Consider the following 24663-nt stretch of genomic DNA (forward strand, 5'->3'; position numbering starts at 1 on the left):
ACGTGGCTCCGCGCGCCGCCGCGGGGTTATCGGTAGGCGACGTTGACCGTGATGCGAGTGTTGGCGGTGCCTGGCACCAGCGCGGCACCCGTGGTGCGGTAGCGGGCGCGGAAACCGAACGCCTGCCCCTCGCTCGGTGCGGGCAACACCAGGGGCGCGGGATCGTTGGGGATGGCCTGGACATCGGGATCGACACTGCGCAGTTCCACCGCCACCCCGCCCGCCGCCCCGGGCCCATCGAGCTGGAACAGCGACGCCTGCCGCGCATCGGGCGTGCCACGGAAGGTCATCAGTATCTGGGTGGCACCCGTGCAGCCGGTGACCACCAGCGACTGCGTAGCCCATGCGCTGCTGCCGGCCACGGCGAGATCGCGCGCATCCACCTTCCCCAGGGCGAACACCAGCCGCTTGGCGGCGAAGGCGCAGGTGGGGCGTTGCGGCTCGACGCGGCCCTGAACGAGGTCGACCCGGACCTGCGCGTGGTCGTCGTAGCCGGCGTGGGCCAGCGTGCCGTAGAGGAGGCTGCCGCCGTCGGGAATGGGTCCCGTCTTGATCAATTGCACGCGGAAATGCGCGCTGGTCAGCTGGGCCTTGAAGGTCCAGGGAATGAATTCGCGCTCTGGCAGTACGCGCTCACCATAGTTGCTGTTGTAGAAGTAGACGCGGATGCCCACGCCGGGAAGGTTGGTGGCGTGGACGTTATCGCCCCCCGCGGCCGGCGTGTTGAACAGGGCCAGGCTGCCCGTTCGCCTCGGCTTGACGCATTTGAAGGCGGGCGAACTCCAGGCGGCCGTGGTTCGTTCGGCGATCACCGCGCCGACGGGCGCATCCGCCGCGACGGACACGGTGCCGAAGGACAACGGCTGCGCGATGCCCTGCGAGGGATGCGACAGGCAGCCCGCGAAGGCTTCCGGCGAGACGACGAGGCAGGCGAAGGCGAAGGAGACAGTAGCGAAAGGGGCGAGGACGAAAGCAGGAGCAGGACGGGTCGACATGGGTGCACCGCGTGGAAGAGGGCTCCCGTAACTGTGCTCGCGTGCCCCGGGCCACCCCATACGACGGTTCTGAAATCGGGATGTCGGCGTTCCGCTCGCTGCACGGCTCATTCACCGGGGCTCACCAATGATCCAGGCATGAGCCTGCACGAGTACAAGCGCAAGCGGAACTTCGGGCGCACCCGTGAACCCGCGCCGGAAGACTCGGCACGCGGCGGCCGTGCCATCTTTGTGGTGCAGCTGCATCACGCATCGCACCGGCATTTCGATTTCCGCCTGCAGGTGGGTGACGCCCTGCGCAGCTGGGCGGTGCCCAAGGGGCCCAGCTACGACCCGAAGGTCAAGCGCCTGGCCGTGGAAGTCGAGGATCATCCGGTGTCGTACGCGGACTTCGAGGGCGACATCGACGAAGGTTACGGCAAGGGCCACGTCGACCTGTTCGACAAGGGCGTCTGGGCCACGCGTGGCGATGCGGAAGCCCAGCTGGCCAAGGGCCACCTGGAGTTCGAACTGTTCGGCGAACGCCTCAAGGGCCGCTGGCACCTCGTCCGCAGCGGCAGGAAGGAGCGCCAGCCGGCGTGGTTCCTGATCAAGGCTGACGACGCCTATGCCGGCGAGGTGGAAGCCGACGACCTGCTCGACGCCACGATGCGCGAAAGCACCCGGCGGGCGGCGAAGACACCCGCCACCCGTGCCGCCGCGAGCCGCTCCACGGCGCGCCGGAAGGCCACGCCCACGACGCGCCGCGTCTCCGTGGCTACCCTTGCCAAGTCGGCGGCCTCGCTGGACGGCGCGCGCAAGGCCAGGGCGTCGGGCGACTTCTTCCCCCCGCAACTCGCCCGGCTGCGCGAATCCCCACCGCAGGGCGAGGCGTGGCTGCACGAGGTGAAATGGGACGGCTACCGCATCGTGGCCGCCGTGGCCGACGGCGCCACCCACCTGTGGTCGCGCAACGGCCTGCCGTGGAACGATCGCGTGCCGGAGATCGTCCAGGCGATCGATGCGCTGGGCCTGGACAGTGCGCGGCTGGACGGCGAACTGATCGCCCTGGACAGCGAGGGCCGCAGCGATTTCAACGCACTGCAACGCACGTTGTCGGGCGAGGCGCATGCCCCGCTGGTGTACATGGTGTTCGACCTGCCTTACCTGCAGGGCCATGACCTCAGCCGCGTGCCGCTGATCGAACGCAAGGCGCTGCTCGCGCGCATGCTCGCCCATGCGCCGGCCCACCTCAACCTCAGTTCGCATACCGTGGGCCACGGCGACGACGTGTTCGCCATGGCGATGGCACAGAAGCTGGAAGGCATCGTCGCCAAGCGCGTCGACGGTGGCTATCGCGGCGGTCGCGGCGACGACTGGCAGAAGATCAAGCGGCTGGAGAGCGACGAATTCGCCGTGGTCGGCTACACCCCGGCCAAGGGATCGCGGCTGTCATTCGGTTCGCTGCTGCTGGCCCGCCCCGATCCGCACGGCGGCTGGACGTACGCGGGCCGTGTCGGCACCGGCTTCACCGACGCGATGCTGCGTGAACTGGGCGACACCCTTGCCAAAGGTGGGTCGAAGACACCGACGGTCCGCATCGATGCGGTGGACCCCATGCTCCGCGGCGCCCTGTGGGTACCGCCCACCGTGGTGGCCGAGGTGTACTACCGCGGCATCGGCAACAAGGATCTGCTGCGCCAGCCCAGCTTGAGGACACTGCGTATGGACAAGTCACCCGACGACCTTCGCGACAGCGATCGTGCCGCGCCGAAAGCTACCCGCACGAAGGCCGCCGCAAAGAAGGCCACCGCCAAGAAGGCCACGAAGCCGTCCACGCGGGCGACGGGGAAACCGGCAGCGAAGCGACGCACCGGCCATGCCCCTCCTCCGGCCGCCGATCCCGATACCGTCGTCATCACGCATCCGGATCGGAAGGTGTTCCCTGCCGACGGGCTGACCAAGCAGGACGTCGTGGATTACTACAAGACCGTGATGGCGTGGCTGCTTCCGGGCATTCACGATCGCCCCACGTCCACCATCCGTTGCCCCGGCGGTATCGATTCACCCTGCTTTTTCCAGAAGCACGTCATGGCGGGCCTGGACCACGTCGGGGTCGCGCGACTGAAGGAAGAAACCGGGGCCACCGCGGATTACCTCTACCCGCGCGATGCGGCGGGCGTGATCGAGCTGGTGCAGTTCGGTGCCGTGGAATTCCACCCGTGGGGCTCGCACGTGGACGATGCCGACCGCGCGGACCGCGTGGTGTTCGACCTGGACCCCGGCGACGGCGTGGCCTGGGCGCGCGTCGTGGCGGCGGCGCGCATGACCCGGGGCTTCCTGGCCGAACTGGGCCTCACCTCGTTCGTACGCACCACCGGTGGCAAGGGCCTGCACGTGGTGGTGCCGTTGCGTCCCGGCGCGGGCTGGAAGGAGGTCAAGGCGTTCGCGCGGGGCTTCGCCGACGCGCTGGCCGAGGCGCATCCGCTGGAGTTCGTCGCCACCGCCGCCAAGCGGCTCCGGAAGGACAGGATCTACGTCGATTACCTGCGCAACGGGCGGGGCGCCACCGCCGTGGCGTCCTATTCGCTGCGGTCCCGCCCCGGCGCGCCGGTGGCCGTGCCGTTGCGCTGGGAGGAACTGGGCAAGGTGCGCTCCGGTGCGGCGTTCGATATCCACTCGGTGCCCAAGCGCCTGGCCCGGTTGAAGAAGGACCCCTGGGACGGGATCGACGCGCTTCGCCAGGACCTCGCCGCCGTCAACCGCAAACTCGCCGGCAAGTGACCCACCCGGACCTGCGCGGGGTCACTTACCCACGGGCGTGCACGGGGTAAACTGCGGCATCCTCACCAAGCCGGCCCTTCATGCTCGCCTCGCTTCCCGCCTTTCTGCGCATTCCCCTCGCCTGCCTGCTGCTGCTCGTCAACACGGTGCTGCACGTCACGCCGTTGCTGCTGCTGACGGTGATCCGCCTCATCGTGCCGCTGCGCGGGTTCCGCCACGCCGTGTCGCGCGTGCTGGTAGGGATCGCGGAAAGCTGGCTGGGCGTGAACGGCTGGATGTTCGGCGTGTTCACCCGTACGCAATGGCGCGTGGAAGGCGACCAGGACCTCAGCCCGCGCGAGAACTACCTCGTGGTGTGCAACCACCAGAGCTGGGTGGACATCCCTGCGCTGCAGAAGGTGTTCAACCGGCGCATTCCGTTCATGCGTTTCTTCCTCAAGAGCCAGCTGATCTGGGTGCCGCTGCTGGGGCCCGCCTGGTGGGCGCTGGATTTTCCGTTCATGAAGCGGCACTCGCGCCAGGAGATCGAAGCGCGTCCGGAACTGCGCGGCAAGGATCGTGAAGCCACGCGTCGCGCCTGCGAGAAATTCCGTCACCTGCCCGTGGCGATCATGAACTTCACCGAGGGCACCCGCTTCACCCGCACCAAGCACGATGCGCAGGGCTCGCCTTATACGCACCTGCTCCGCCCGAAGGCGGGCGGCGTGGCGTTCGTCATCGATGCCATGGGCGAGGCGATCCGCCAGATCCTCGACGTGACCATCGTCTATCCGGACGGCCCCACCTCCATGATGGACATGATCGCCGGCCGCATCCGCGAGGTACGCGTGCACATTCGCCGGTTGCCCATTCCCGCCGCCATGCGCGGCGACTACGAGGGCGACGCCGCGTTCCGCGCGCAGTTCCAGGCGTGGATCAACACGCTGTGGGCCGAGAAGGATGCACGCATCGCGGCCACGCTGGCCGCGCAAGGCTGATCGCGCGCCGACCGGCGGCGTCCGCGGTCAACCCGTGGCGGCGGGGCGTTTCAGCCGACGGCGCCAGAACAGCACCCCGGTAACCAGCAGGAAGGTGGGCAGCAGCCCGCCGACACAGGCCACGATGCGCCATGTCAGGCCACCCACAGCGGCGGAATGGATCGGAAACAGGGCGTTGGCCAGCCGGCTGCCGGTGCCCAGCGTCGTGGCGTCGTCGCCCCCCAGCAGCGTGGCCGTCCGCGGATCGATCCACAGGGCGCTGCGCCCGGCGGGGTTCCATTCGCCGGGGCGACGGATGCGCGCCACCACCGTGCCGTTGTCCTTCGAGGGCAACATCAGCCGGGTGATCGCCGCATCGGGCGCAGCGGCCTGGGCCGCCACGAGCACGGCCGCCCAGTCCACCGGCCCCTGCACCGGCGCGGTTTTCGGCGGCCGGGGGCGCGCCGGCTCGGCGAAGGCCGCCGCCAGCCCGTTACGCACGGCGCCCCGGTACGCCATCGTGGTGCCGGTACCGATCATCACGATCAGCAGGGGCAGGGCGACGACACCCACCGCGCGATGGAAGCTCGCCCAGCGCAGCAGCGGCGGCTGGGTGTGCGGCCGGATGTGCCGCAGCGCGCGCTGCCGGCCGGGCCAGTACAGCCAGACGCCCGAAAACAGCATGAACAGCCCCGTGCAGGCCACCACACCGAGCACCGTTTCACCCAGCTCACCGCCGAGCAGGTGCGTATGCCAGTCCAGCAGCACCAGCAAGGGGTCGCCGGCCTGCGGGCGCCGCAGCAGGAGCGCGCCGGTGGTGGCGTCGTAATACGCACGGTTGCCGCCACGTTCCTGGGCCTGCCATACGGGAAGGTCATGATCGGGCAGCGACACCCCGCGCCACCCCCTGGCGGCGGGAGTAGCGAGCATCGCGGACAGCGAGTGGCCCTGTGTCGCCAAGTCTGGCAGGGGACGCGCCACCAGGGTGGGGTGCATGGCCGCGAATAGCGGTTGCTCGAACAGCAGCACGCTGCCCGACAGGGTCACCAGCGCCAGGAGCAACCCCAGCGTGAGGCCCAGCCACAGGTGCAGCGTCTTCAGCCAGCGGCGTAGCCGGCGCGGGTGAGCTGCCATGGTGTCGGTCCGACGGGGCGGGAAAGGCGGCCATCGTAAGTGCGAATGATTCTCGAATCAAACACCACCAACACGCGGGAACCCGGTGATTGACCCTCCCGTCACACCGGGTCGACCCCACGGGCGGAAGGATGGCCAGCCCACGTGCCCGAGGAACATGCGATGAAGACCCGCCACGTTTACAGCACGTCCGGTCTGGATCAGGCACGCGCAGCCATGCGCGCCGCCCGCGATGCGGGCATTCCGGACGCGGACCTGTCGCTCATCGCGCGGCACGACATCGAGCTGGATGCCATTCCCGAGCACCGCAAGGACGAGCACTCCGACTTCGCCCCCGCTGCCGCGCGTGGGCTGGCCGAAGGTGGCGCCACCGGCATCCTGGCCGGCCTGGTCGCCATGGCGATCCCCCCGCTGGGCGTGACCATCGCCGGCGCGGTGGCGGCGGGTGCGGCGGGCGCCCTGGTCGGCGCATGGACCAGTGCGCTGATGGGCGCCTCCGCACCGGACCCGGTGCGCCAGAAATTCGAGGGCGAGATCGAGGCGGGCCGCATCCTCGTGGTGGTGGACGGCGAGGGCGATGCGCTGGAACGGTCGCAGCGCGAGATCCGCGCCACCGGCGCCATCGACCTGCCGTTCGAGCAGCCCACCGCGCTGAGTTGACCCTTCCGGAGGCTCCGACCATGGCGACCCGACGTTCCCCCGCGACGCCGCGGGCCTCCGGCCATGTCCGCACGGGCATGGGTGGCTGGACCTACGTGCCCTGGCGCGGGCTGTTCTATCCCGACGACCTGGTGCAAAAGCGCGAGCTGGAGTACGCCAGTCGGCAGGTGTCCACCATCGAGATCAACGGCACCTACTACCGCTCGCCCGGGATCGATATCTACCGGCGCTGGGCGGCGGAGACCCCTGACGGGTTCGTCTTCTCGGTGAAGGCGCCACGGCACATCGTGCAGAGCCGCGCGCTGGCGGGCACCGGCGAGCGCATCGGCCGGTTCCTCGACGGTGCGGTGGGCCTGGGCGATCGACTGGGCCCCGTGCTCTGGCAGTTCCTGCCGACGCGGCGTTTCGATCCCGACGACATGACCGCCTTCCTCGACCTCCTGCCCGACCGCCACGGCGGCCTGGCCCTGCGCCATGCCGTGGAAGTGCGCCACGACAGCTTCATGGACCCGGCCTGGCTGGCCCTGGCGCGCCAGCGCGGTGTCGCCACCGTGTTCACCGACTCGCCCGACCATCCGTCGTTCGCCGACCTCACGGGGCCCTTCGTGTACGCGCGTCTGATGCGCAGCCGGGCGACGGAGACGAATGGCTATCCCGCCAGGGAGCTGAAGGCATGGGCGTCGCATGCGAGCGACTGGCAAGCCGGCGGCGATCCGACCGACCTGCCACACGTGTGCGAGGCGCTGGCGCCCGGCCCAGGCCGCGACGTGTTCGTGTATTTCATTTCCGCCGCGAAGGAACGCAACCCCGCTGCGGCTGTCGCACTCGGCAAGCGCGTCGAAGACGCATAATCCTCCCATTCCCCCACCGGACGACCCATGGACCGTCTTATCCAGAACCACCTGATCGACCTTTTTGCCGAACACGCGATCCCGCTCGAGCCCGACGAAGACTGGCTGCTTACCGAAGGCGACGATTACCCGGCGCTGCGCGGCATCTGGCACGAGGGCAAGGAGGGCGGCATGGGCCGCCTGGACATCGATATCGTCCTCGACGAGGAACGCACCATCGAGGAAAGCTTCGGTGGCAACGGCGGCGGCAAGGCCGGTTGCCGCGACGCGCTGGACAGCTTCGCGCGCAACGATTTCTACGTGGTGCTGGCGGCCTGCTGGCACACCGTGGACAAGGACAAGCTGGACGTGCGCGAGGTGTCCGCCGGCACGCAGCGCTTTACCCTCTACGTGGGCGATTTCACGGTGCGCGGCGAGAAGGACGCACCCGTGGAGATTCCCGAGGAAGGGTTTTCCGCACTGGAGGCCGCGATCGCCACGGCCCCGCTGACCGGCGACGTGCACTGGATCCGCGTGTTCTACGGCAACGTGGGCGACGGCAGCAGCAAGATCGAGGTGCTGCTGGACAACGAGCCGTGGGCCGCGGGGCACAAGGCCATCGCCTCCGTGGACTGGCCACGGCACGACCACTACTACAGCCTGCGCAACCTCATCGCGCTGGTTCCGCGGGACTAAGGCCAGGCAGGGGTTCCGGCGCCCAGTCCTGCGGACGCAGGATCCGGAACCCGCTGTCGCGCGCGGCGCGTCGTGCCAGCTTCAGCACTTCCGCATCGCGCGAGAACAGGAGACCCGCGCCGGCGGTCGACGCCAGCTCCAGGAACTTCTGGTCGTCCGGGTCGCGGCAGCGCGGAAGCCGCGTGGCCGTGGCTTCATGCGGCAACAGCGTGACCAGGCGATCGAACGCGGCCGCTGCGGCGGCCCGGCGCGGGGGGTCCAGCTTCAACGCAGGGTAGTCGAGCACCTTCAGCCACTCGTCCCGGCAATCCGGACGCGTCACGGCATGCAGCGTGCCCGACACCATGGCCCCGACCAGCGCCGCCGCGTTCGGGTCGGCAAAGACGAACGCATCCAGGCACACATTGGTGTCGAGCACGACGCGCACGCGCTCAGGCCGCGACGCGTTCGGCCAGGGCAGCGCGTTGCTCGGCCACGAGGGTGTACGAACGCTTGCGCGCCTCGTGATCGAAGACCTGCGCCGTGATGATCAGCTCGTCGGCGCCCGTGCGCGCGATGAACGCGGCCAGGCCGTCGCGCACGGTGTCGGGCGAGCCGACCACGGCGCAGGACAGCGCATGGTCCACCTGGGCCTTCTCCATGGACGTCCACACGCCGTCCATCGAGTTCACCGGCGGCGGCAGCTGCCCCGGCGCGCCGCGGCGCAGGTTCCAGAATGCCTGCTGCTGCGACGTGAACAGGCGACGGGCCTCCGCGTCCGTATCCGCGGCGACCACGTTGATGCCGAGCGCCGCGTAGGGCTTGTCCAGCACCTCGGACGGCCGGAACATGTGCCGGTACACTTCCAGCGCCTTCATCATCATGTCCGGCGCGAAGTGCGAGGCGAAGGCGAAGGGGAGCCCCAGGTGCGCCGCCAGCTGGGCGCTGAACAGGCTGGAGCCCAGCAGCCACAGCGGCACGTTGGTATCCATGCCGGGCACGGCGCGCACGGTCTGCCCGGGCCGCTGCGGGCCGAGGTACATCTGCAGTTCCTGCACATCGTCGGGGAAGCGGTCGTCACTGGGGCCCATCGAGCGGCGCAGCGCGCGTGCCGTGCCCTGGTCGGTGCCGGGTGCACGGCCCAGGCCCAGGTCGATCCGCCCCGGGTAGAGCGACGCCAGCGTGCCGAACTGCTCGGCGATCACCAGCGGTGAGTGGTTGGGCAGCATGATGCCACCCGAGCCCACGCGGATGCTGTGCGTGCCCTCGGCGATATAGCCGATCACCACGGCCGTCGCCGCGCTGGCGATACCGGTCATGTTGTGGTGCTCGGCCAGCCAGTAACGGTGGAAGCCCAGCGACTCCGCGTGCCGGGCCAGGTCGCGCGAGTGGCGCAACGAGTCGCCCGGCGTGGAACCACGCGCTACGGGGGAAAGGTCCAGTACCGAAAACGGAATCATCCGAGCACACCTCGACAATAAGGGGGGCGGACGAACCGCCGATGATTCCAGATGGGCGGCGGACGCCCGGATTGCAACCCACGGGCTCACCACGGAAACAGTCCGTTCCGGCCAGCGATGCGCCGTGGCGCGCGCGGAGGAGGAAAATGCACCCATCCACTCATCCAGTCCGGTATTGCCGGGGGAGCACGACATGATCGACATTCGCCGCTTTGCCACACTCGGTGGCGCGAACCACGGCTGGCTCGATGCGAAGCACCATTTCTCGTTCGCGTCCTACCGCGACGAGGCACGCATGGGCTGGGGCGCGCTGCGCGTCTGGAACGACGACACCATCGCCGCGGGCACCGGCTTTCCGGCGCACCCGCACTCGGACATGGAGATCATCACCTATGTGCGCGAAGGCGCCATCACCCACGAGGACAGCCTGGGCAACAAGGGCCGCACCGAAGCGGGCGACGTGCAGGTGATGAGCGCCGGCACCGGCATCCGCCACGCGGAGTACAACGCGGAAAACGAGACAACGCGCATCTTCCAGATCTGGATCATTCCCGACGGCGAGCGCAAGGCACCGTCCTGGGGCACCCGTCCGTTCCCGAAGGGAGAGCGCTCGGGCCAGTTCATCACGCTGGCCAGCGGCATGCCGGGCGACGGCGACGCCTTGCCGATCCGCACCGATGCCCGCGTGCTCGGCGCCAGCGTCAAGGCGGGTGAGACCATCGAGTACGCCCTGGGCGAGGGCCGCTATGCGTACATGGTGCCGGCCTTCGGTTCGGTGCAGGTCAACGGGCAGGTGCTGGACAAGGGCGACGGCGCGGCGATCCGCGACGAGACGCGGCTGAGCATCACGGCGACGACGGATGCGGAGCTGGTGCTGGTCGATACCGCGGCGTAACCGGCTCGGCAGGCATGCCGTGGATCGTGACGACCCACGGCATGCGTAGCCGTACCGCGGCCTGGCCTGGCTAAGGCGTGGCCGCCGTCTGGTGCGGCGCGCCGTGCTTCATCAGGCCCTTGGTGAACAGATAGGCCGCCGACTGGTAATAGGTGATCGCGGCGTCCGCATCGGCCTGGTTGACGGACGTGACGGGCGTGGCATCGCCCGTATCGCGTTGCGGCAGCATCTGCTTCACCGGCTGGCGCGGCACCAGCGAGGTCAGCGTGTCGCCGCGCAGGTAGCCCAGCTCCTGATAGGTGCTGATGAAGGCGCGCTCGCGCCCGGGCTCCAGCTTGAACAGGTCGTAGCCGTAGAAGCGCGACGTGTAGCTGAAGTGCAGCAGGCCCAGCACGGTCGGCGGGATGTCGATCTGGCTCATCAGGCGATCCACGCGCCCCGGCGCGATGTGCGCGGGGGAATAGATGTACAGCGGGATGTGGTAACGATCCACGGGCAGGCTGGTCTTGCCGGCGCTGGTGGCGCAATGGTCCGCGGTGATGACGAACACGGTGTCCTTGAACCATGGCTTGGTCGCCGCGCGTTTCAGGAAATCGCCCAGCGCCCAGTCGGTGTAAGCCACCGCGGCGGTGCGACGCCCCTGCGGCAGTGACACGCGTCCTTCGGGGAAGGTGAACGGGCGATGGTTGGACGTGGTCATCACGTGCCCGAAATACGGCTTGCCCTTCGCGTAAGCATCGTCCATGCGCTTGATCACCAACGAGAACAGGTCCTCGTCGGCCACGCCCCAGACGTTCTCGGTATGGATGTCCTTGCTGTCGATGGCGTTGCGGTCCACCGCCGTGTAGCCGTTGCTGGCGAAGAAATGGTTCATGTTGTCGAAGTAGCCGTAACCCCCATAGAGGAACTCGGAGGTATAGCCCTTGCCGTTGAACACGTCGGCCAGCGACCAGAGGTTCTCGTCGTCCGGGCGCTTGACGATGGATTCGCCGGGCGTCGGCGGCACCGAGAGCGCCAGCGCTTCCAGCCCGCGCACCGTGCGCGTGCCGTTGGCGTACAACTGGCTGAAGAACAGACTTTTCGACGCCAGGGCGTCGAGGTTGGGGGTCAGGTGCTTGTGCTTGCTGACATCCAGGCCCTCGACGTAATCGCCCGACAGGCTTTCGACGCTGATCAGCACCACGTTGAGCTTCTGCTCCGTACCGTCGCCGGCGATGCGCCGCGTGATGTCCATCGGATCGTCGCTGGCGAACGTGGCGTCCGGCGTCGTCAGCTGCTTGCGCAGGTTGGCGAACATGGCCGTATCCGGCAGGGTCGGGTAGTACTTCGCATAATCCAGCTCGTTTTCGCGGAACGCGGCGACGAACTGGTACGGGCCGTTGCCGGCCAGTTCGTTCACGTAGTTATTGTCCGAGCGATCCTTCATGGTGCCATCGACGGCGAAACTGACCACCACGGTAAGCACCAGCCATACGGCCACCACGAGGCTGCGCGCGCCGAAACGCGAGCCATCGTCACGCGCGGCGAGCATGCGCCGGCTGAAGAACACCACGGCGACGGTCGCGGCCAGCAGCATCAGCGACCAGGTGACGATCGGGTACGACTCGCGGATGTTGCCGACGACCTCGTGGGTGTAGACCAGGTAATCCACGGCGATGAAGTTGAAGCGCGCGCTGAACTCGCCCCAGAACACCAGCTCCGCCGCGCCGAGGTAAAGCACGACGAAAGCGAGAATGAAACAGAAACCGAGGAAGATGCGGTGGCCCCAGCGGGACACATAGGCGCGACGGGGCAACAGCCAGAGCACCAGCAGCATCGGCCAGGCAAAATAGACGTACTCCACCACGTCGTAGCCGAAGCCGACCAGGAACAGGTAAAGCCACTTGCCCGGGCTCGGCGGTATCTCGTGCCCCGTCTTGACCAGCAGGATGAGACGGACGAGGAACGCCACGCCCACGAACAGGATGCCGTACCAGACCAACGGCCGGAAGCGCTGGCGCAGCGCACCGGGGGCCGACGAAACAGAAGTCATGACGCCTCGCAGGAAAAGGCCGGTCGCCTATACGCCCGGGTTCGAGCACGAGGGTAAGCAGGTGGGCTTACGTAAGGCTTTCCCGAAGCTTAGATTGAGCTTCGGCCCCGAATGTCGGCTATCGTGGCCCCGTAGGAAAAGCCGATCTGCCGCGCGAACGCGCCTTGTGGCACCCTACCCGGCCTTACGATCCATATCTGTGGGAGCCACGGCACCGTGGGAGAAGAAACGAGGGCGGAGCTCCCGATGAACGACCAGCCGCTAGCCGGCAAGCCTGCGCTCTATGTGACCCTGTTCCGTCGCGCTGGCGGTCCCCTGCTGTCCGTCGTGCTGCTGTGCCTGGCGCTGTGGGCGCTCAAGGCCATGGCCAGCGAGGTGACCTATCGCCAGATCGGCGGCTATGTGCATGCGCTGCCCAACAGCGACATCGCCCTTGCCATCCTGCTGACCGGCGCCGGGTTCGCGGTGATGACGCTCTACGACTGGTTCGGCCTGGCCAGCGTGGGCAAGCGGCTGCCGGCCCCCCGGGTCGGCCTGATCTCCTTCATCAGCTATGCGTTCTCCAATGCGCTGGGCATGTCGCTGCTGGTGTCCGGGTCCATCCGCTACCGCTTCTACGTGCAGGCCGGGCTGACCCCCGGCGAGATCGCCCGCGTGGTGCTCTACACCACACTCAGCTTCTGGCTGGGCCTGGCGGCGATCACGGGCGTCACCCTGCTGCTCGTGCCGATCCCGCCCGAGGTGCCCCTGTCGGGCCTGCGGATTCCGCTGGCGATCGTGCTGTCGCTGGTGCCGCTGGCGTGGTTCGTGGTGTCGCTCACCGTGCGCCGGCCCATCCGCCTGTGGCGCTGGGAGATCGCCACGCCCACGCCCGCCATGGCCGCGCGGCAGATCCTGATCGGCGCGCTGGACTGGGGCCTCGCCTCGGGAGTGCTCTACGTGCTGATGCCGGAGGCGATCTCCGGCGGCTTCGGCCACTTCCTGGCCATCTTCGTGCTGGCCCAGATGGCGGGCCTGATCAGCCACGTACCCGGCGGCCTGGGCGTATTCGAGGCGGTGATGCTGGCCGGCTTTGGCGCCACCGGCAACCACGGGCTGGAAGCGCCCATCCTCGGCTCGCTGGCGGCGTTCCGCGCGGTCTATTACCTGCTTCCGCTGGGCGTGGCCACCGTGCTGGTGATCTGGCGCGAGATACGCGCACTGCGCCACGCGGCCATGATCGCCCCCTGGTTCAGCGGGTTGCTGCCGCCGTTCTTCGCCGGCCTGACCCTGGTCGCCGGCGCGGTGCTGCTGTTCTCCGGCGCCACGCTGGCCATTCCGGGCCGCATGGAGATCCTGCGGGGGTTCGTTCCGCTGCCGCTGGTGGAGGTATCGCATTTCCTCTCCAGCGTGGTCGGCATGATGCTGCTGATCCTGGCCCGCGGCCTGCAACGACGGCTGGACGCCGCCTACGTGCTGACGCTGGTGCTGCTGCTGCTCGGCGCCATCCTTTCGATGCTCAAAGGCATCGACTACGAGGAAGCCACCCTGCTGTCGCTGCTGGCCCTGGCCCTGGCGCCGGCCCACCGGCACTTCTATCGCCGGGCCTCGCTGTTCCGTGCCAGCTTCTCGCCGGGCTGGGTGCTGGCCATCGGTGCGGTGCTGGCCTGCTCCACCTGGCTGGTGTTCTTCAGCTTCAAGCACGTCGAATACAGCAACAACCTCTGGTGGGAGTTCAGCTTCCACCATGGCGGCGCGCCCCGCGCGCTGCGTGCGCTGGTCGGCGCTACCGCCGCGCTGCTGCTGTTCGGCCTGGCCAACCTGATCCGCCCGGCACGCGCCCGCCGCACGCGCCCCGGCGACGCCGAACTGGCCCGCGTGCTGCCCCTGGTCAAATCGTTCGACTCCGCCCAGGCCCATCTGGCGCTGGTCGGCGACAAGATGCTGCGCTTTGCGCCGGACGACCGTGCCTTCATCATGTACGACGTGGAAGGACGCAGCTGGGTGGCCATGGGCGACCCCGTGGGCACCGACGAGGACGCCCGCCGCGAACTGGTCTGGAGCTTCCGCGAAGAATGCGAGCGCGCCGGCGGCTGGCCGCTGTTCTACCAGGTGCGCCCGGCCGACCTGGACCTCTACCTCGACGTGGGCATGAGCCTGCTTAAGATCGGCGAGGAAGCGCGCGTCCGCCTGGAGACCTTCAACCTGGACGGCAAGTCGAAGAAGACGCTGCGCGGCACGGTCAACAAGCTGCAACGCGACGGCCTGCGCATGGAGATCGTGCCCGTGGAGGACGTGCCCGCGCTGCTGCCCCGCCTGAAGGTCATCTCCGATGCCTGGATGGGCGACAAGAAGGTACGCGAGAAGCGCTTCTCGCTGGGCCTGTTCGATGAACGCTATCTATCCCGCACGCCGATGGCCGTGGTGTGGCAGGGCGACCAGCCGGTAGCCTTCGCCAACATGTTCCTTACCGCGTCGATGGAAGAAGCGTCCGTCGACCTCATGCGCCACCTTCCCGAGGGCCCTTCCGGCATCATGGATTTCCTGTTTATCGAGCTGATGTCCTGGTCCAAGGCCCAGGGCTACCGCTGGTTCAACCTCGGCATGGCCCCCCTGTCGGGCCTGCAGAACCGTCGTACCGCGCCCCTGTGGAGCCGCTTCGGCGCCATGGTGTTCGGCCGCGGCGAGCGCTTCTACAACTTCCGTGGCCTGCATCGCTACAAGGAAAAGTTCGACCCCGAGTGGGAGCCGCGCTATATCGCGGTGCCCGGCGGCATCGCGCTGCCGCTGGCGCTGGCCAACGTGGCCAGCCTCATTTCCGGTGGCCTGGGTGGAGTGGTGCGCCGGTGAGCAAGCCAAAGAAGAGGAACGTGCTGCGTATCGTGCTGTCGTGCGTGGCCGGTGCCATCGTGCTGGCCCTGCTGGCCTGGCACCCCTGGACCCACGCATCGATGGAGAAATCCACCGTGGAGCTGCCGGCACTGGCCGCAGCGCCGGCCGGACAGGAAGACCTGCTGGTGGTCATCTATTCCGGCGACGGCGGCTGGTGGGATCTGGACCAGCGCCTGGGCGCGGTGTTCACCGGCCGGGGCCTTCCCGTGGCCGGGGTCAGCACCTTCAAGTACTTCTGGCGGTACCGCTCGCCGGAGGAATCCGCCCACGATCTGGACGGCCTGCTGGACCGCTATACCAAGCAGTGGAACAAGCAGCGCGTGCTGCTGATCGGCTATTCGTTCGGCGCGGACGTGTTGCCCACCATCGTGGGCCGGCTGCGCCCCGACAACCGGGCGAAGCTGGCCCAGCTGGTGCTGTTGTCGGCCAGCCGCGACGTGAATTTCGAGATCGAACTCGAGGGCTACATGCAGCAGGGCTGGTGGACCACCCACACCCATAACTTCCTGCAGTGGCTGAACCCGGTGGTGCATACCGATGCCATCCCGCCCATCCTCGCGCTGGGCGGCCGGCCGCCGATGGCCTGCTACTACGGCACAGAGGACGCGGACGACAGCGGCTGCACCGATCCGAAGCTGCCGTGGTTCGTCACCGTGTACAAGAAGCCGGGCTCGCACCACTTCGACGAGAACTACGAAGCGCTAGCCACCGAGCTACTGCAGCGCATGCCGCCGAAGGCCTCCACGTCGCCTTAACTTTTTTTAAGGCGTCTGGCACGTTTTCGGCTGTCACGGAACCTTCACCGGCACGCCACTCAAACTTTCGTCTTTTCGGTGCAACTTGCTCGTAAGGCGGGGAGTCCGACTGGAGAAGGTTTATGCGACGCACACCGGGAAAACGCGATTACGGCTCCTCCGACTGCGCCCACTTGCGCAGCCTGGCCAGCCGCGGTCTGCCGCCTTCCTCGCCCCAGGCGAGGCCCGCAGGCAGCAAGCACAAGGATCGACCGGAGGGCAGCCGTGTCGCTGCACCGGGCCTGCAGAATCGCGGTAAGCGCGCTTCTACGTAAGTCTGAGCTGGCCCTCTTGTAGGGAAAATAGCAGCCAACTTTAAGAATCCTCCTATATCCGTCATCGGACCAGCCAAGGAAGATAGCGTTACGCCCACCGGCCCACACCGGCGGGCCAACGTATCGCCGATGACCGATCCGACGGCAGGATGCCGTCTGTCCCTAGAATCAGGATCGATCCCCCCCTTCATCGGCGGTGACGCTGCGCCGGCTTCGCCGGGCCGCGTCCTGGTGGTCTGACCACCCGACCCAGGGACGGTCGTCATGGCCCTCCGCGTGAGCGCGAGGGCCATGTTTTTTTGTAGCATGGCCCGATGGGCTGCTTACCGATTCCCCTCTTCGCGCTGCTCGGCTTCGGGCTGGGCTACCTGATCGACGATCGTCCCGGCTCGCTCTGGGGCGGTGGCGTGGGTCTGGTGATCGGATTGGCCGGCACGGCGCTGGTCATTCGCGCGATGCGGCGGGCGAACCGACCGGGCTAGGCCGTGGGTCCACGATGCCTGCCGGGTTTCAGTGATTCGTCAGCGACGCTGACGATGCCGGTCAGGCCTGGCGCGACCCTGGGGCGGCGACGGTCGCTTCGGCATGCGCCTGCCGAAGCTGATCGGGCGAGCCCGGCGGAATCCACGATGCCAGCACGGCAGGCGCCTCGGCGTTGGCCGGGGCCACGGAGACTTGCACCGCTTCGACGATATCGCGCGTCGCTCCGGTTACGCGCAGCATGACGGTCAGGGCGTTGCCTTGCTTGGTCCAGCCGACGAGGTTGCTCGGGAGGACATGGCAAGCGGGCTGGCCACCGTCGAAGAGGGTAAGGACCCCTGAGTCGATCTCATCCATCTTATGCACGGTTCGCTTCCTGACAGGGGCCGCCCGGTGGGCCATGGGCTATTTTCTCAGGAGGGGTTGGCTTACGTCTGTCAGGGGAGGACTACACAATTTCGGTGTGTTTACGCGTCCTCAAAAGAGCTACTGCAACGAATGGACATGCCGATACAAGCGCAACTACACCAAAGAGTATTCCGACGGGAAGTATGTAGTTGATACGGGCGACGGCTGGCATGAACATTAAAGCAAAGGCTGTAGACCCCATGAGCCACCACGTCGGAGCAAAGATGAATTCGGCGACGACAATCGCCATAAAGGCAAGGTAGATCTCTATGAGCATGACGAAATCCGGATAGCTCAAGTACCACATGAATCGGTAGGCGTAGACGAGGTAGTGAACGACGAACGAGATTGCCAATGCCAGGCTGGCCTTCCATGGAAATCTTTGGATTTGCATTGCCTTGAACATCCTTCGTGATCTGAAGCCAGACCGCTCCCTCGATGGTCGATGGTCGATGGTCGATGGGTATCATCGCAGCGCATCTGACGAATCGCGAGAGCGACCGGAGATAATCTACCTCATGGGCCGGATGCTACGCCGACAGCCGCCATGACACCCAAAAGGGCTCCGATGGCCGCGAAAAGCGCGCTGGTCACATGGCGACGCATCGCCTGGCGCCTAATCGAAAGCAGCCGTGACTTTGCCAGACGAACGCCAACACCGTCTTCCGGGCGACTGAAGTGCTTAGGCCTGAATATGTAGTCGAAGCGAATCGACGGGGAAGAATCGATATCCAACCACTCGCCGTGATCGCGAGCGATCCTTTGTGCTTCCCTCACAACCCGCTGAACGCGAGAGAGGTTCCATAAGCCGTAAGCGATGCCAGGTGCGCTTCCAAGAAAAAATCCGTATGCCCCGTAGTCAGGCGCACTCATGACCGATACCACAACAGTGCAGTGAACAAGGAAGACTCATGGAGGTGAGTGAAATGGAAAACGGCCGCGCTCTTTTACACCAGGTTTTTTGACATAGCGACTCGATGTAATGCGGCAAAGACGTTGAGGGCATATATGGATTACGCCAACTTGAAGCTGACCATACCGGCAGGCCAGACAGGCTTGTAAGCCCGCTCATCCAGACGGCGATATCCCGCTGTTAGCGTAGCGAACCAGGACTCCCTACCGTATGCCAACCGGAGTGCGTCGAAGCAATTCATCGGTTCGTGGATCTCGATGAAGATATCGCACTCCGCCGCTCCAACATCGTGACCGTCAATCTCGCCATATTGACCGATGACAGCGATCAGTGACTCTTCGATGGCGATAAGCTGATCGAAGTCCGGAAGGTTCGGTTCACACCACTGGAGCACGAGCTGGGATTTCATCACTGACACGTCCTCGCTTCAACGGAACCGCAAGCGAACCAGCGAAACCGGATCTCCTCATGCGGCATAGGTGAGCAAGACGACTAGCGCCGCAAGCTCCACCATGAAGAAGGATACTAATCGTATGACTAGGATGTCGTGCCCCTTCCGACACAGCTTGTAAGCAGCCAAGAAATTCGCAATTGGCCACGCAATAAAGAAAACATAGCTCACCAAGGACCCTTGCCTGAAGATCAGTGCCGACAGAACGTGACCCAGCACGATCATCGGAAGCCACAACAGGATCAGTAGAACATTCTTCATGATCGATGTACGGGCACCTTGGATGTCCGGAGGTGTGCGGCCACTCATAGTGTGCTGCGATGGAATGAATGGCTCGACTAAACCTCAAACATCCTGTCGATCAAGTCTTCCAGTAAGACCCCATCGCTGTTGGGATAATAGCTCTCGTCCAGACCAAGCGTATCAAAACATCTTCGCATGCTTCGCGAAACTCGGACAAGGCGTAGCCTGTTCCCTCCAACACGAGGTCGGGGCCGGCGACAAGGAATGAGGGAAGTAACGTCATCGTTTCTTCCGACGTCTTCAGAAGCTCGTATTGCCTCTGGCTGATTCGCACTCTCATTCTTTACTTCTCGTTGCTATAAAAACAGCGTTTGAACAAAGCTTACAGATCGTCGCGTTCAGCGAGCACAGACGGCGAGGCTGGCCCTCAAGAAAGGTTCACTCAAACAACCTGCCCTTGTAAAGCACACGGAGGAACTCCGCCATACTGGAACCCACCGGCAGCGCCTCCTTCCAGTCCATCCCGATGAAAGGAACAATGACCAACGACCGCTTAGACGACGGACGAAGGTCGTAGCCAAAGCCCTCACCCGCGCCATTGGAACCAATGAGAAAAAGGCCGGGTACGTAGGTGGCAACTTCATACTCACGGTTGAACGGAACAAGTTCCTCGAGTGGCCATAGCACCAGGTAACTCTTCCCCACGAATCCATCACCGCCGTTTCGTTTTGCCATGAAGCAAAGATAGTCTTCCGGCAGGCCAACGGGCGCTGCTTTCAGCAACTCCACCGGAATGCCGTTTTCGGAAGGACCTTTATCGATCCACTCATGAAGGTAACGCTCGAAGGCCATGACAAACCTCGCACTAACAACCGTCTCAACAGCTGGACTTCGATCCAGGCATGCTTGACGCATATCAAAGAACAAGACGACGAATAGTACAAATGGCCACAACCAACGCATCGCTCATGCAATCCAGATGCGCTGCCGAAGGGATCGAGCCTTCCTAGTGCCGCGTCACGGCTATGGCAACGACCACCCGCGAGGCGCTCACGAATGAATCCGCCCAAACCGAAATGACCACGCTGCCGGGCGACAGCCGATATTCGAGGGCGCGATCCACTTCTGCAGTACCGATCGCTACGACTCCACCCGGCACGGCCAGGGTATGGGTCGCAGCCAGATGAAGCCCGGTAGTGACCACTTCTTCTGTCGTCAATGAAACCTCGACCTCGCCATCGACGTAGGGGTCGACCGCGATCGACAGACAGGAATCCGTCGCGGCAACCAATTCACCCTCTACGTATTCAGGGACTATCGCTTCCCTGTTCGTTGGATCGACAACGAAGAGGATGCCGTGATCTACGCTCAAGCTGACACTTTCCATTTCTGCTCCATAGCGAAAGTCGAAGAACTCGCCCTCCGTGCACGCGCGAGCGTTTCTCATCTCGCGATGTTCCGCCAGCACTCCTGCTTGACTGTGTACGTTAACGCTTTCCGCCAAAGTACACCGACACGCCCAGACCCGCGACCACCGAAGGCCCACAGCTACCGATCCGGTGCAACGCATAGGCATCCAGCTGCGCATGGTCACCGATGGTGTACGCCACGCCACCGCCCGCCTGCACTTCGTTGCCGTCTTCGGCGTCATGGATGGCATCCGCCTCCAGGTAGGCCATCCAGTTCTCACCGAACTTGCGCCCGAAGGTGGGTGCCAGTGTCCAGCTGTTGCGACCCTTCAGGCGGTCCACGTTGGCATACAGGGTGTTCTGATGGGTCTCGTCGACCTGCCACTGGCCGGTGGCACCCAGGCTGACTTCCCGGGCGCCGTTGCCGAAGTCCTTGTCGCCATTTGCGAACGTGACATTACCCAGCGCCGCCCAGCTGAAGTTACCGCCATCGCTGGATCCACCGGGGGCGATCTTGAGGCCGACGCTGGTGTCGCCGTGGCCCACCGCGTGCCGGCGTGAACCCATGCCGCGCTCTTCCAGCCGGTTCCAGGCCGAGCCGGCCACCTGCAACTCCGCCGGTCCACCCAGACCGATGCGGATGACGCTGTCGGCCGTATAGGTGCGATCGAGGTAGCCGTCCTGGCGTTGCCGCTGGTACGACGGCAGCCCTTGCTCCAGGGCCAGTGTGCCAGCGGGCAGCACGCTGGTGGCGAAGCCGGCACCGGGGCGGTCGAAGTCGGGCGGATCGGCGAAAGCCGGCGTGGCGATGGCGAGGAGTAAAGCGGCGGTGAGGGCAGGGCGTAGGTTCATGCGGGCATTGTGCCTGCGGAGCGTCATTACGGCGTGGACGACCGCCTGCGCTCTTTATGGCGGGGCGGCCGAGCCGTGCCCCTACGCCAAATCGGTGATGTCGCCCATCTGGCAAAATGTGAGCGACCTGGTGCAGTGACTTAAACTGTCCGTCCGTTAAGCCGCAGTGGGTCGAACGAGAGGTGTCAGATGAGTAGCTACATGGAGAAGATCGTTGGCGATACGAGTGCTGATGAGAATGGCGCCAAGGCCGGCGGCAGTACTTTGTCGGAGGCCGTGAGCGCGATTGCCAAGCGTATGGCCGAGCACGAAAAGGAAATGACGCGCATCAAGGGAGACATACAGCGTGGCGCAAGAGCTGGGAAGGGACGCTTCCGTCTTTGATTTCGTCTATGTCGACCACGCCCGCCTCGGTTCCCTGCTCGCTCAACTAAGCGACGATGGCGTTGTCATCGCGGCACGAAAGACGTCATCGCACACGGGCTCCAACGCAGGGAAGATAAAATTTGCTGCCGCTATCGTCAGCGTCGACGGCACGACCAATGACTCGGCTACCGAGACCCTGGAGCGCTCGTTCGACACTCGCTGCCTTCTGCCCGGCAATGCGCTCCATGTCTTGCAGGAGTCGGGCATGCTGCACGCGGGTTTGAACTCCCCGCTGGGCAGCATCGTCCACATCAAGGGCAAGCTGACCATACGGGACATCGAACTAGCGAAGCAGTTGTGGGCGCCCCTCGCAAGGCTGCTTGTCGCCGATGAGCCGCCGGGCAAGCGCAAAGCCAAGCAGATAGGCCTGGACATGGCGGGGCGAACCTTGAAGCAACTCCCGCCCGCTGTGCAGTTCAGCCTTCAAACACACGATTGCCTCGAAGCTTGGGGCGTTCTTGGCGATATCGACTCGACGCTCGACACCCATGCACTGGGGTTGAAGCATGGCTCGGTGATCCAAGGGGAATGGCATCTCGTTGGGGTGCTGGATGCCGAGCCCGACCGGCCGCGCTACGGACCTGTGCTGGACGATACCGGCTTGATGGGGACAATGGCCCCCATCTTTGACGAACTCCGGAAGCTCGTCGGCCGTCCTGTCAGCGCCCATGGCGTTACGCCGCTGGCCATTTTTCGACCGTGCGAGTCGGTCGATGCGGCGCAAGCGAGAAAACGCAACGACGCCGCGATGATGGTAGGCCCTGGCATCCGCTGAAGATTCGTACCCCAGCCGCCCATCATCGCGTTGTCACCCGCCAAATCTCAATTCGCCGCTTTAAGCACCGGGAAGCTCTCCGCCACCGTCACCGTCTTCTCGCCGGCGATGTCGGTAGCCGAGCGGCCCAGGCGCACGGTGTAATTGCCGGGGGCCACGCGCCAGCGCTTGCCGTTCGCGTCGTAACGCGCCAGTGCCAGCGGCTCCAGCGGGATGTCGACACGGCGGCTGGCACCGGGCTTCAGTGCCACCTTGCTCCAGCCCGCGAGGCGCTTCGTCGGCGCACCGGGGGCAGTCACGTAGATCTGCGGCACGTCGGCCGCGGCGACCTTGCCGGTGTTCTTCACCGTGACGTGGGCGACCGGCTGGCCCTTGGCGTCCTTGTCCACCGCGAAGTCGCTGTAGTCGAAGCGCGAGTAGGTCAGGCCGTAGCCGAAGGCGAACAGCGGCTCGCGGTGGGTCTTCTCGAACCAACGGTAGCCGACGTCGGCGCCTTCGATGTTGTAGTCGATGGTGTCGGCGGGCGCGTCCTTGTTGGCCAGGCCGGCCGCCTGGATCGTCGGGCGCGGCAGCTGCGACTCGTCCTTGGGCCACGTAACCGGCAGGCGGCCCGATGGCGAGACTTCGCCGTAGAGCAGGCGCGTGATGGCATCGCCACCGCCGGAGCCGGGGAACCAGGCCTGCAAGACGCCGCCGACCTGGTTAAGCCAGGGCATCTTCACCGCGCCGTTGGTTTCCAGCACCACCACCGTGTGCGGGTTGGCCTTGGCGACGGCGGCGACGAGCGCATCATCTGCGGGCGCCAGCGACATGTCCGGTGCGTCGTACGATTCGGCGGCCCATTTGGACACGAAGACCACCGCCACGTCGGCAGCCGCGGCGGCCTTGGCAGCGGCGGCCGGGTCCGTGCCGGCATCGAAGCTGACCTTGTCACCCAGCTGCTTCATGAAGGTGAGCGGTGCCGACGCGTGGTAGCGCACGGGGCCGGGCCAACCGGTCGGCTCGAGACCCGGTACCGGGTCGCCGCCTTCGTCGGTGACGGTGGAGGAACCGCCACCGGCGAGCACGCCCTTGTCGGCATGCGCACCGATGACCACCACCGACTGGCCCTTGCGCGACAGCGGCAGCAGGCCGCCTTCGTTTCGCAGCAACACGGCACCGGCCTCCAGGGTGTCACGTGCGATGCGGCGGTCGGCGACGTAGGGCACCGGGGTCACGACCTTGGTCGGAATGGGATCGTCGATGACGCCGTGGGCGAACAGGCTGCGCATGATCCGCTTCGCCATGTCGTCGAGGCGGGCCTTGGGTACCTCACCGGAGGCCACGGCCTTGCGCAGCGGCTGGTCGAAGTACAACTCCTTGTCGAACACCTCGCCCGCCGACTCCTGGTCCATGCCGGCCAGTGCCGCCTTGCCGGCGCTGTGCACGCCACCCCAGTCGGACATGACGAAGCCCTTGAAGCCCCATTCCTGCTTCAGCACCTGGTTGAGCAGCCAGTCGTCCTCACCGGCGTAGGTGCCGTTGATGCGGTTGTACGCGGACATGACGGAGCCCGGGTTGCCGTGGCCGATGGCGATCTGGAAAGCCAGCAGGTCGGACTCGCGCATGGCGACCGGGTCGATCTCGGCGCTGTGCGTGTTGCGGCCGGTCTCCAGGTCGTTCATGGCGAAATGCTTCACCGTGGCGACGATCTTCGCTTCCTGGATGCCTTTTATCGCGGCGCCCACGATCGTGCCGGCCAGCACCGGATCTTCGCTGGCATATTCGAAGTTGCGGCCGTTGCGGGGGTCGCGTACCAGATTGACGCCACCAGACAGCAGCACGCCGTAACCCTTGCCGCGCGCCTCGCCGCCGATCATCCGGCCGCCGGCGTGAGCCACCGTGGTATCGAAGCTTGCTGCGGTCGCCAGGCCGGCCGGCAATGAAATCGCACCCTTGCCGTCGATGCCGGGCTTGTTGACGCCCAAGCCAGCGTCGGTCTCGTTGATGGCAGGCAGCCCGAGCCGGGGCAGGGCAGGCACATAGCCCGCGCCACCCACCGCGCCCTCGGGCACGCCGTGCTTGTCGCTGGCCAGGCCGAAGTCCGAGCGGATAATACGGAACTTCTCATCGTCGTTCATCGCGGCCACCAGCAACTCCGCGCGGCGATCCGGCGACAGCGAGCGATCCATCCAGGGGCGGGCAGGCGGCGTGGCCGCGCCAACGGAGGCGGTGAGGCCCGCGGCGACGGCAAAGGCGAGGGCGGAGCGGCGCAGGGTAGCGGACATGATCTTCCATTCGATCCGGGGGACAGGCCTACACCATCGCCAAGTAACGGTTTCATCGCAACCCACGAGACCCGTACGGCGTAAGCTGAAACCTTGACC

23 protein-coding genes are annotated in these 24663 nt (G+C 66.0%); 11 read left to right on the plus strand and 12 right to left on the minus strand.

Going from position 1 to position 24663, the window contains the following annotated elements:
* Positions 1-26 precede the first annotated feature (26 nt).
* A complete protein-coding gene (locus ACVKN3_RS17285; RefSeq protein ID WP_354516815.1) occupies positions 27-995 on the minus strand; it encodes a fimbrial protein in 969 nt (322 codons plus the stop codon).
* A 138-nt stretch (positions 996-1133) separates the two neighbouring features.
* Between ACVKN3_RS17285 and ligD the strand changes: the two genes are divergently transcribed.
* Both ligD and ACVKN3_RS17295 read left to right on the plus strand, forming a co-directional pair.
* Complete coding sequence (gene ligD / locus ACVKN3_RS17290) at positions 1134-3758, plus strand: DNA ligase D (RefSeq protein ID WP_354516817.1); 2625 nt, start codon at positions 1134-1136, stop codon at positions 3756-3758.
* Positions 3759-3838: 80 nt separating this feature from the next.
* On the plus strand, positions 3839-4735 hold the full coding sequence (locus ACVKN3_RS17295) for an acyltransferase (protein WP_285403312.1): 897 nt from the start codon (positions 3839-3841) through the stop codon (positions 4733-4735).
* 27 nt (positions 4736-4762) lie between these two features.
* On the opposite strand, the gene ACVKN3_RS17300 is transcribed toward ACVKN3_RS17295, so the two are convergent.
* Positions 4763-5848 carry a PepSY-associated TM helix domain-containing protein gene (locus tag ACVKN3_RS17300; RefSeq protein WP_354516819.1) on the minus strand — a complete coding sequence of 362 codons (1086 nt, stop codon included), beginning with the start codon at positions 5846-5848 and terminating at the stop codon, positions 4763-4765.
* A 162-nt stretch (positions 5849-6010) separates the two neighbouring features.
* Between ACVKN3_RS17300 and ACVKN3_RS17305 the strand changes: the two genes are divergently transcribed.
* The 3 genes from ACVKN3_RS17305 to ACVKN3_RS17315 are packed head-to-tail and all read left to right on the plus strand — an operon-like array spanning position 6011 to position 8034.
* Positions 6011-6508 carry a hypothetical protein gene (locus ACVKN3_RS17305; protein WP_036138928.1) on the plus strand — a complete coding sequence of 166 codons (498 nt, stop codon included), beginning with the start codon at positions 6011-6013 and terminating at the stop codon, positions 6506-6508.
* A 20-nt stretch (positions 6509-6528) separates the two neighbouring features.
* Positions 6529-7359, plus strand: a complete 831-nt coding sequence (locus tag ACVKN3_RS17310) for a DUF72 domain-containing protein (protein ID WP_354516821.1) — start codon at positions 6529-6531, stop codon at positions 7357-7359.
* 27 nt (positions 7360-7386) lie between these two features.
* On the plus strand, positions 7387-8034 hold the full coding sequence (locus ACVKN3_RS17315; RefSeq protein ID WP_285403319.1) for a DUF6348 family protein: 648 nt from the start codon (positions 7387-7389) through the stop codon (positions 8032-8034).
* Here ACVKN3_RS17315 and ACVKN3_RS17320 read toward each other — a convergent pair.
* Together ACVKN3_RS17320 and ACVKN3_RS17325 are read right to left on the minus strand one after the other, a co-directional pair.
* The gene (locus tag ACVKN3_RS17320; protein ID WP_285403320.1) at positions 8009-8461 is read right to left on the minus strand and encodes a putative toxin-antitoxin system toxin component, PIN family; all 453 of its coding nucleotides are present in this window, start codon (positions 8459-8461) and stop codon (positions 8009-8011) included. The genes ACVKN3_RS17315 and ACVKN3_RS17320 overlap by 26 nt on opposite strands.
* A 4-nt stretch (positions 8462-8465) precedes the next feature.
* On the minus strand, positions 8466-9473 hold the full coding sequence (locus ACVKN3_RS17325) for an LLM class flavin-dependent oxidoreductase (RefSeq protein ID WP_354516824.1): 1008 nt from the start codon (positions 9471-9473) through the stop codon (positions 8466-8468).
* A gap of 193 nt (positions 9474-9666) precedes the next feature.
* Between ACVKN3_RS17325 and ACVKN3_RS17330 the strand changes: the two genes are divergently transcribed.
* A complete protein-coding gene (locus ACVKN3_RS17330; RefSeq protein ID WP_354516826.1) occupies positions 9667-10368 on the plus strand; it encodes a pirin family protein in 702 nt (233 codons plus the stop codon).
* 70 nt (positions 10369-10438) lie between these two features.
* On the opposite strand, the gene ACVKN3_RS17335 is transcribed toward ACVKN3_RS17330, so the two are convergent.
* On the minus strand, positions 10439-12400 hold the full coding sequence (locus tag ACVKN3_RS17335; protein ID WP_354516828.1) for an LTA synthase family protein: 1962 nt from the start codon (positions 12398-12400) through the stop codon (positions 10439-10441).
* Positions 12401-12646: 246 nt separating this feature from the next.
* Here ACVKN3_RS17335 and mprF point away from each other — a divergent pair, with 246 nt between their 5' ends.
* The 3 genes from mprF (at position 12647) to ACVKN3_RS17350 (ending at position 16822) form a co-directional block, all read left to right on the plus strand.
* Positions 12647-15229 carry a bifunctional lysylphosphatidylglycerol flippase/synthetase MprF gene (mprF, locus tag ACVKN3_RS17340; RefSeq protein ID WP_354516830.1) on the plus strand — a complete coding sequence of 861 codons (2583 nt, stop codon included), beginning with the start codon at positions 12647-12649 and terminating at the stop codon, positions 15227-15229.
* 20 nt (positions 15230-15249) lie between these two features.
* On the plus strand, positions 15250-16026 hold the full coding sequence (locus ACVKN3_RS17345; protein ID WP_354516832.1) for an AcvB/VirJ family lysyl-phosphatidylglycerol hydrolase: 777 nt from the start codon (positions 15250-15252) through the stop codon (positions 16024-16026).
* A 628-nt stretch (positions 16027-16654) separates the two neighbouring features.
* Positions 16655-16822 (plus strand): hypothetical protein, encoded by a 168-nt coding sequence (locus ACVKN3_RS17350; protein ID WP_285403330.1) that lies wholly within the window; start codon positions 16655-16657, stop codon positions 16820-16822.
* Between the two features lie 61 nt (positions 16823-16883).
* Here the strand turns inward: ACVKN3_RS17350 and ACVKN3_RS17355 are convergent, their stop codons facing one another.
* The 6 genes from ACVKN3_RS17355 to ACVKN3_RS17380 all read right to left on the minus strand — a co-directional run bounded on the left by ACVKN3_RS17355 (position 16884) and on the right by ACVKN3_RS17380 (position 21096).
* Positions 16884-17186: a hypothetical protein gene (locus tag ACVKN3_RS17355; RefSeq protein WP_354516834.1), complete on the minus strand. Its 303-nt coding sequence runs from the start codon at positions 17184-17186 to the stop codon at positions 16884-16886.
* 82 nt (positions 17187-17268) lie between these two features.
* Positions 17269-17622 (minus strand): hypothetical protein, encoded by a 354-nt coding sequence (locus ACVKN3_RS17360; protein WP_354516836.1) that lies wholly within the window; start codon positions 17620-17622, stop codon positions 17269-17271.
* A 619-nt stretch (positions 17623-18241) separates the two neighbouring features.
* Entirely contained in the window at positions 18242-18550 is a 309-nt protein-coding gene (locus ACVKN3_RS17365) for a hypothetical protein (RefSeq protein WP_354516838.1), read from the minus strand.
* Between the two features lie 723 nt (positions 18551-19273).
* Positions 19274-19687: an SMI1/KNR4 family protein gene (locus tag ACVKN3_RS17370; RefSeq protein WP_354516840.1), complete on the minus strand. Its 414-nt coding sequence runs from the start codon at positions 19685-19687 to the stop codon at positions 19274-19276.
* Between the two features lie 154 nt (positions 19688-19841).
* A complete protein-coding gene (locus ACVKN3_RS17375) occupies positions 19842-20222 on the minus strand; it encodes a hypothetical protein (RefSeq protein WP_354516841.1) in 381 nt (126 codons plus the stop codon).
* 100 nt (positions 20223-20322) lie between these two features.
* A complete protein-coding gene (locus ACVKN3_RS17380) occupies positions 20323-21096 on the minus strand; it encodes a transporter (protein ID WP_354516842.1) in 774 nt (257 codons plus the stop codon).
* 201 nt (positions 21097-21297) lie between these two features.
* Between ACVKN3_RS17380 and ACVKN3_RS17385 the strand changes: the two genes are divergently transcribed.
* On the plus strand, positions 21298-21480 hold the full coding sequence (locus ACVKN3_RS17385; protein ID WP_285403341.1) for a hypothetical protein: 183 nt from the start codon (positions 21298-21300) through the stop codon (positions 21478-21480).
* Positions 21443-22297, plus strand: a complete 855-nt coding sequence (locus ACVKN3_RS17390) for a DUF6414 family protein (RefSeq protein WP_354516844.1) — start codon at positions 21443-21445, stop codon at positions 22295-22297. Before ACVKN3_RS17385 ends, ACVKN3_RS17390 begins: the two co-directional genes overlap by 38 nt.
* Before the next feature lie 47 nt (positions 22298-22344).
* Here ACVKN3_RS17390 and ACVKN3_RS17395 read toward each other — a convergent pair whose 3' ends face one another.
* Positions 22345-24564, minus strand: coding sequence for a glycoside hydrolase family 3 C-terminal domain-containing protein (locus ACVKN3_RS17395; protein ID WP_354516846.1), 2220 nt, complete (start codon positions 24562-24564; stop codon positions 22345-22347).
* Positions 24565-24663: the final 99 nt, after the last annotated feature.

Source organism: Luteibacter sp. PvP120, assembly GCF_054055715.1.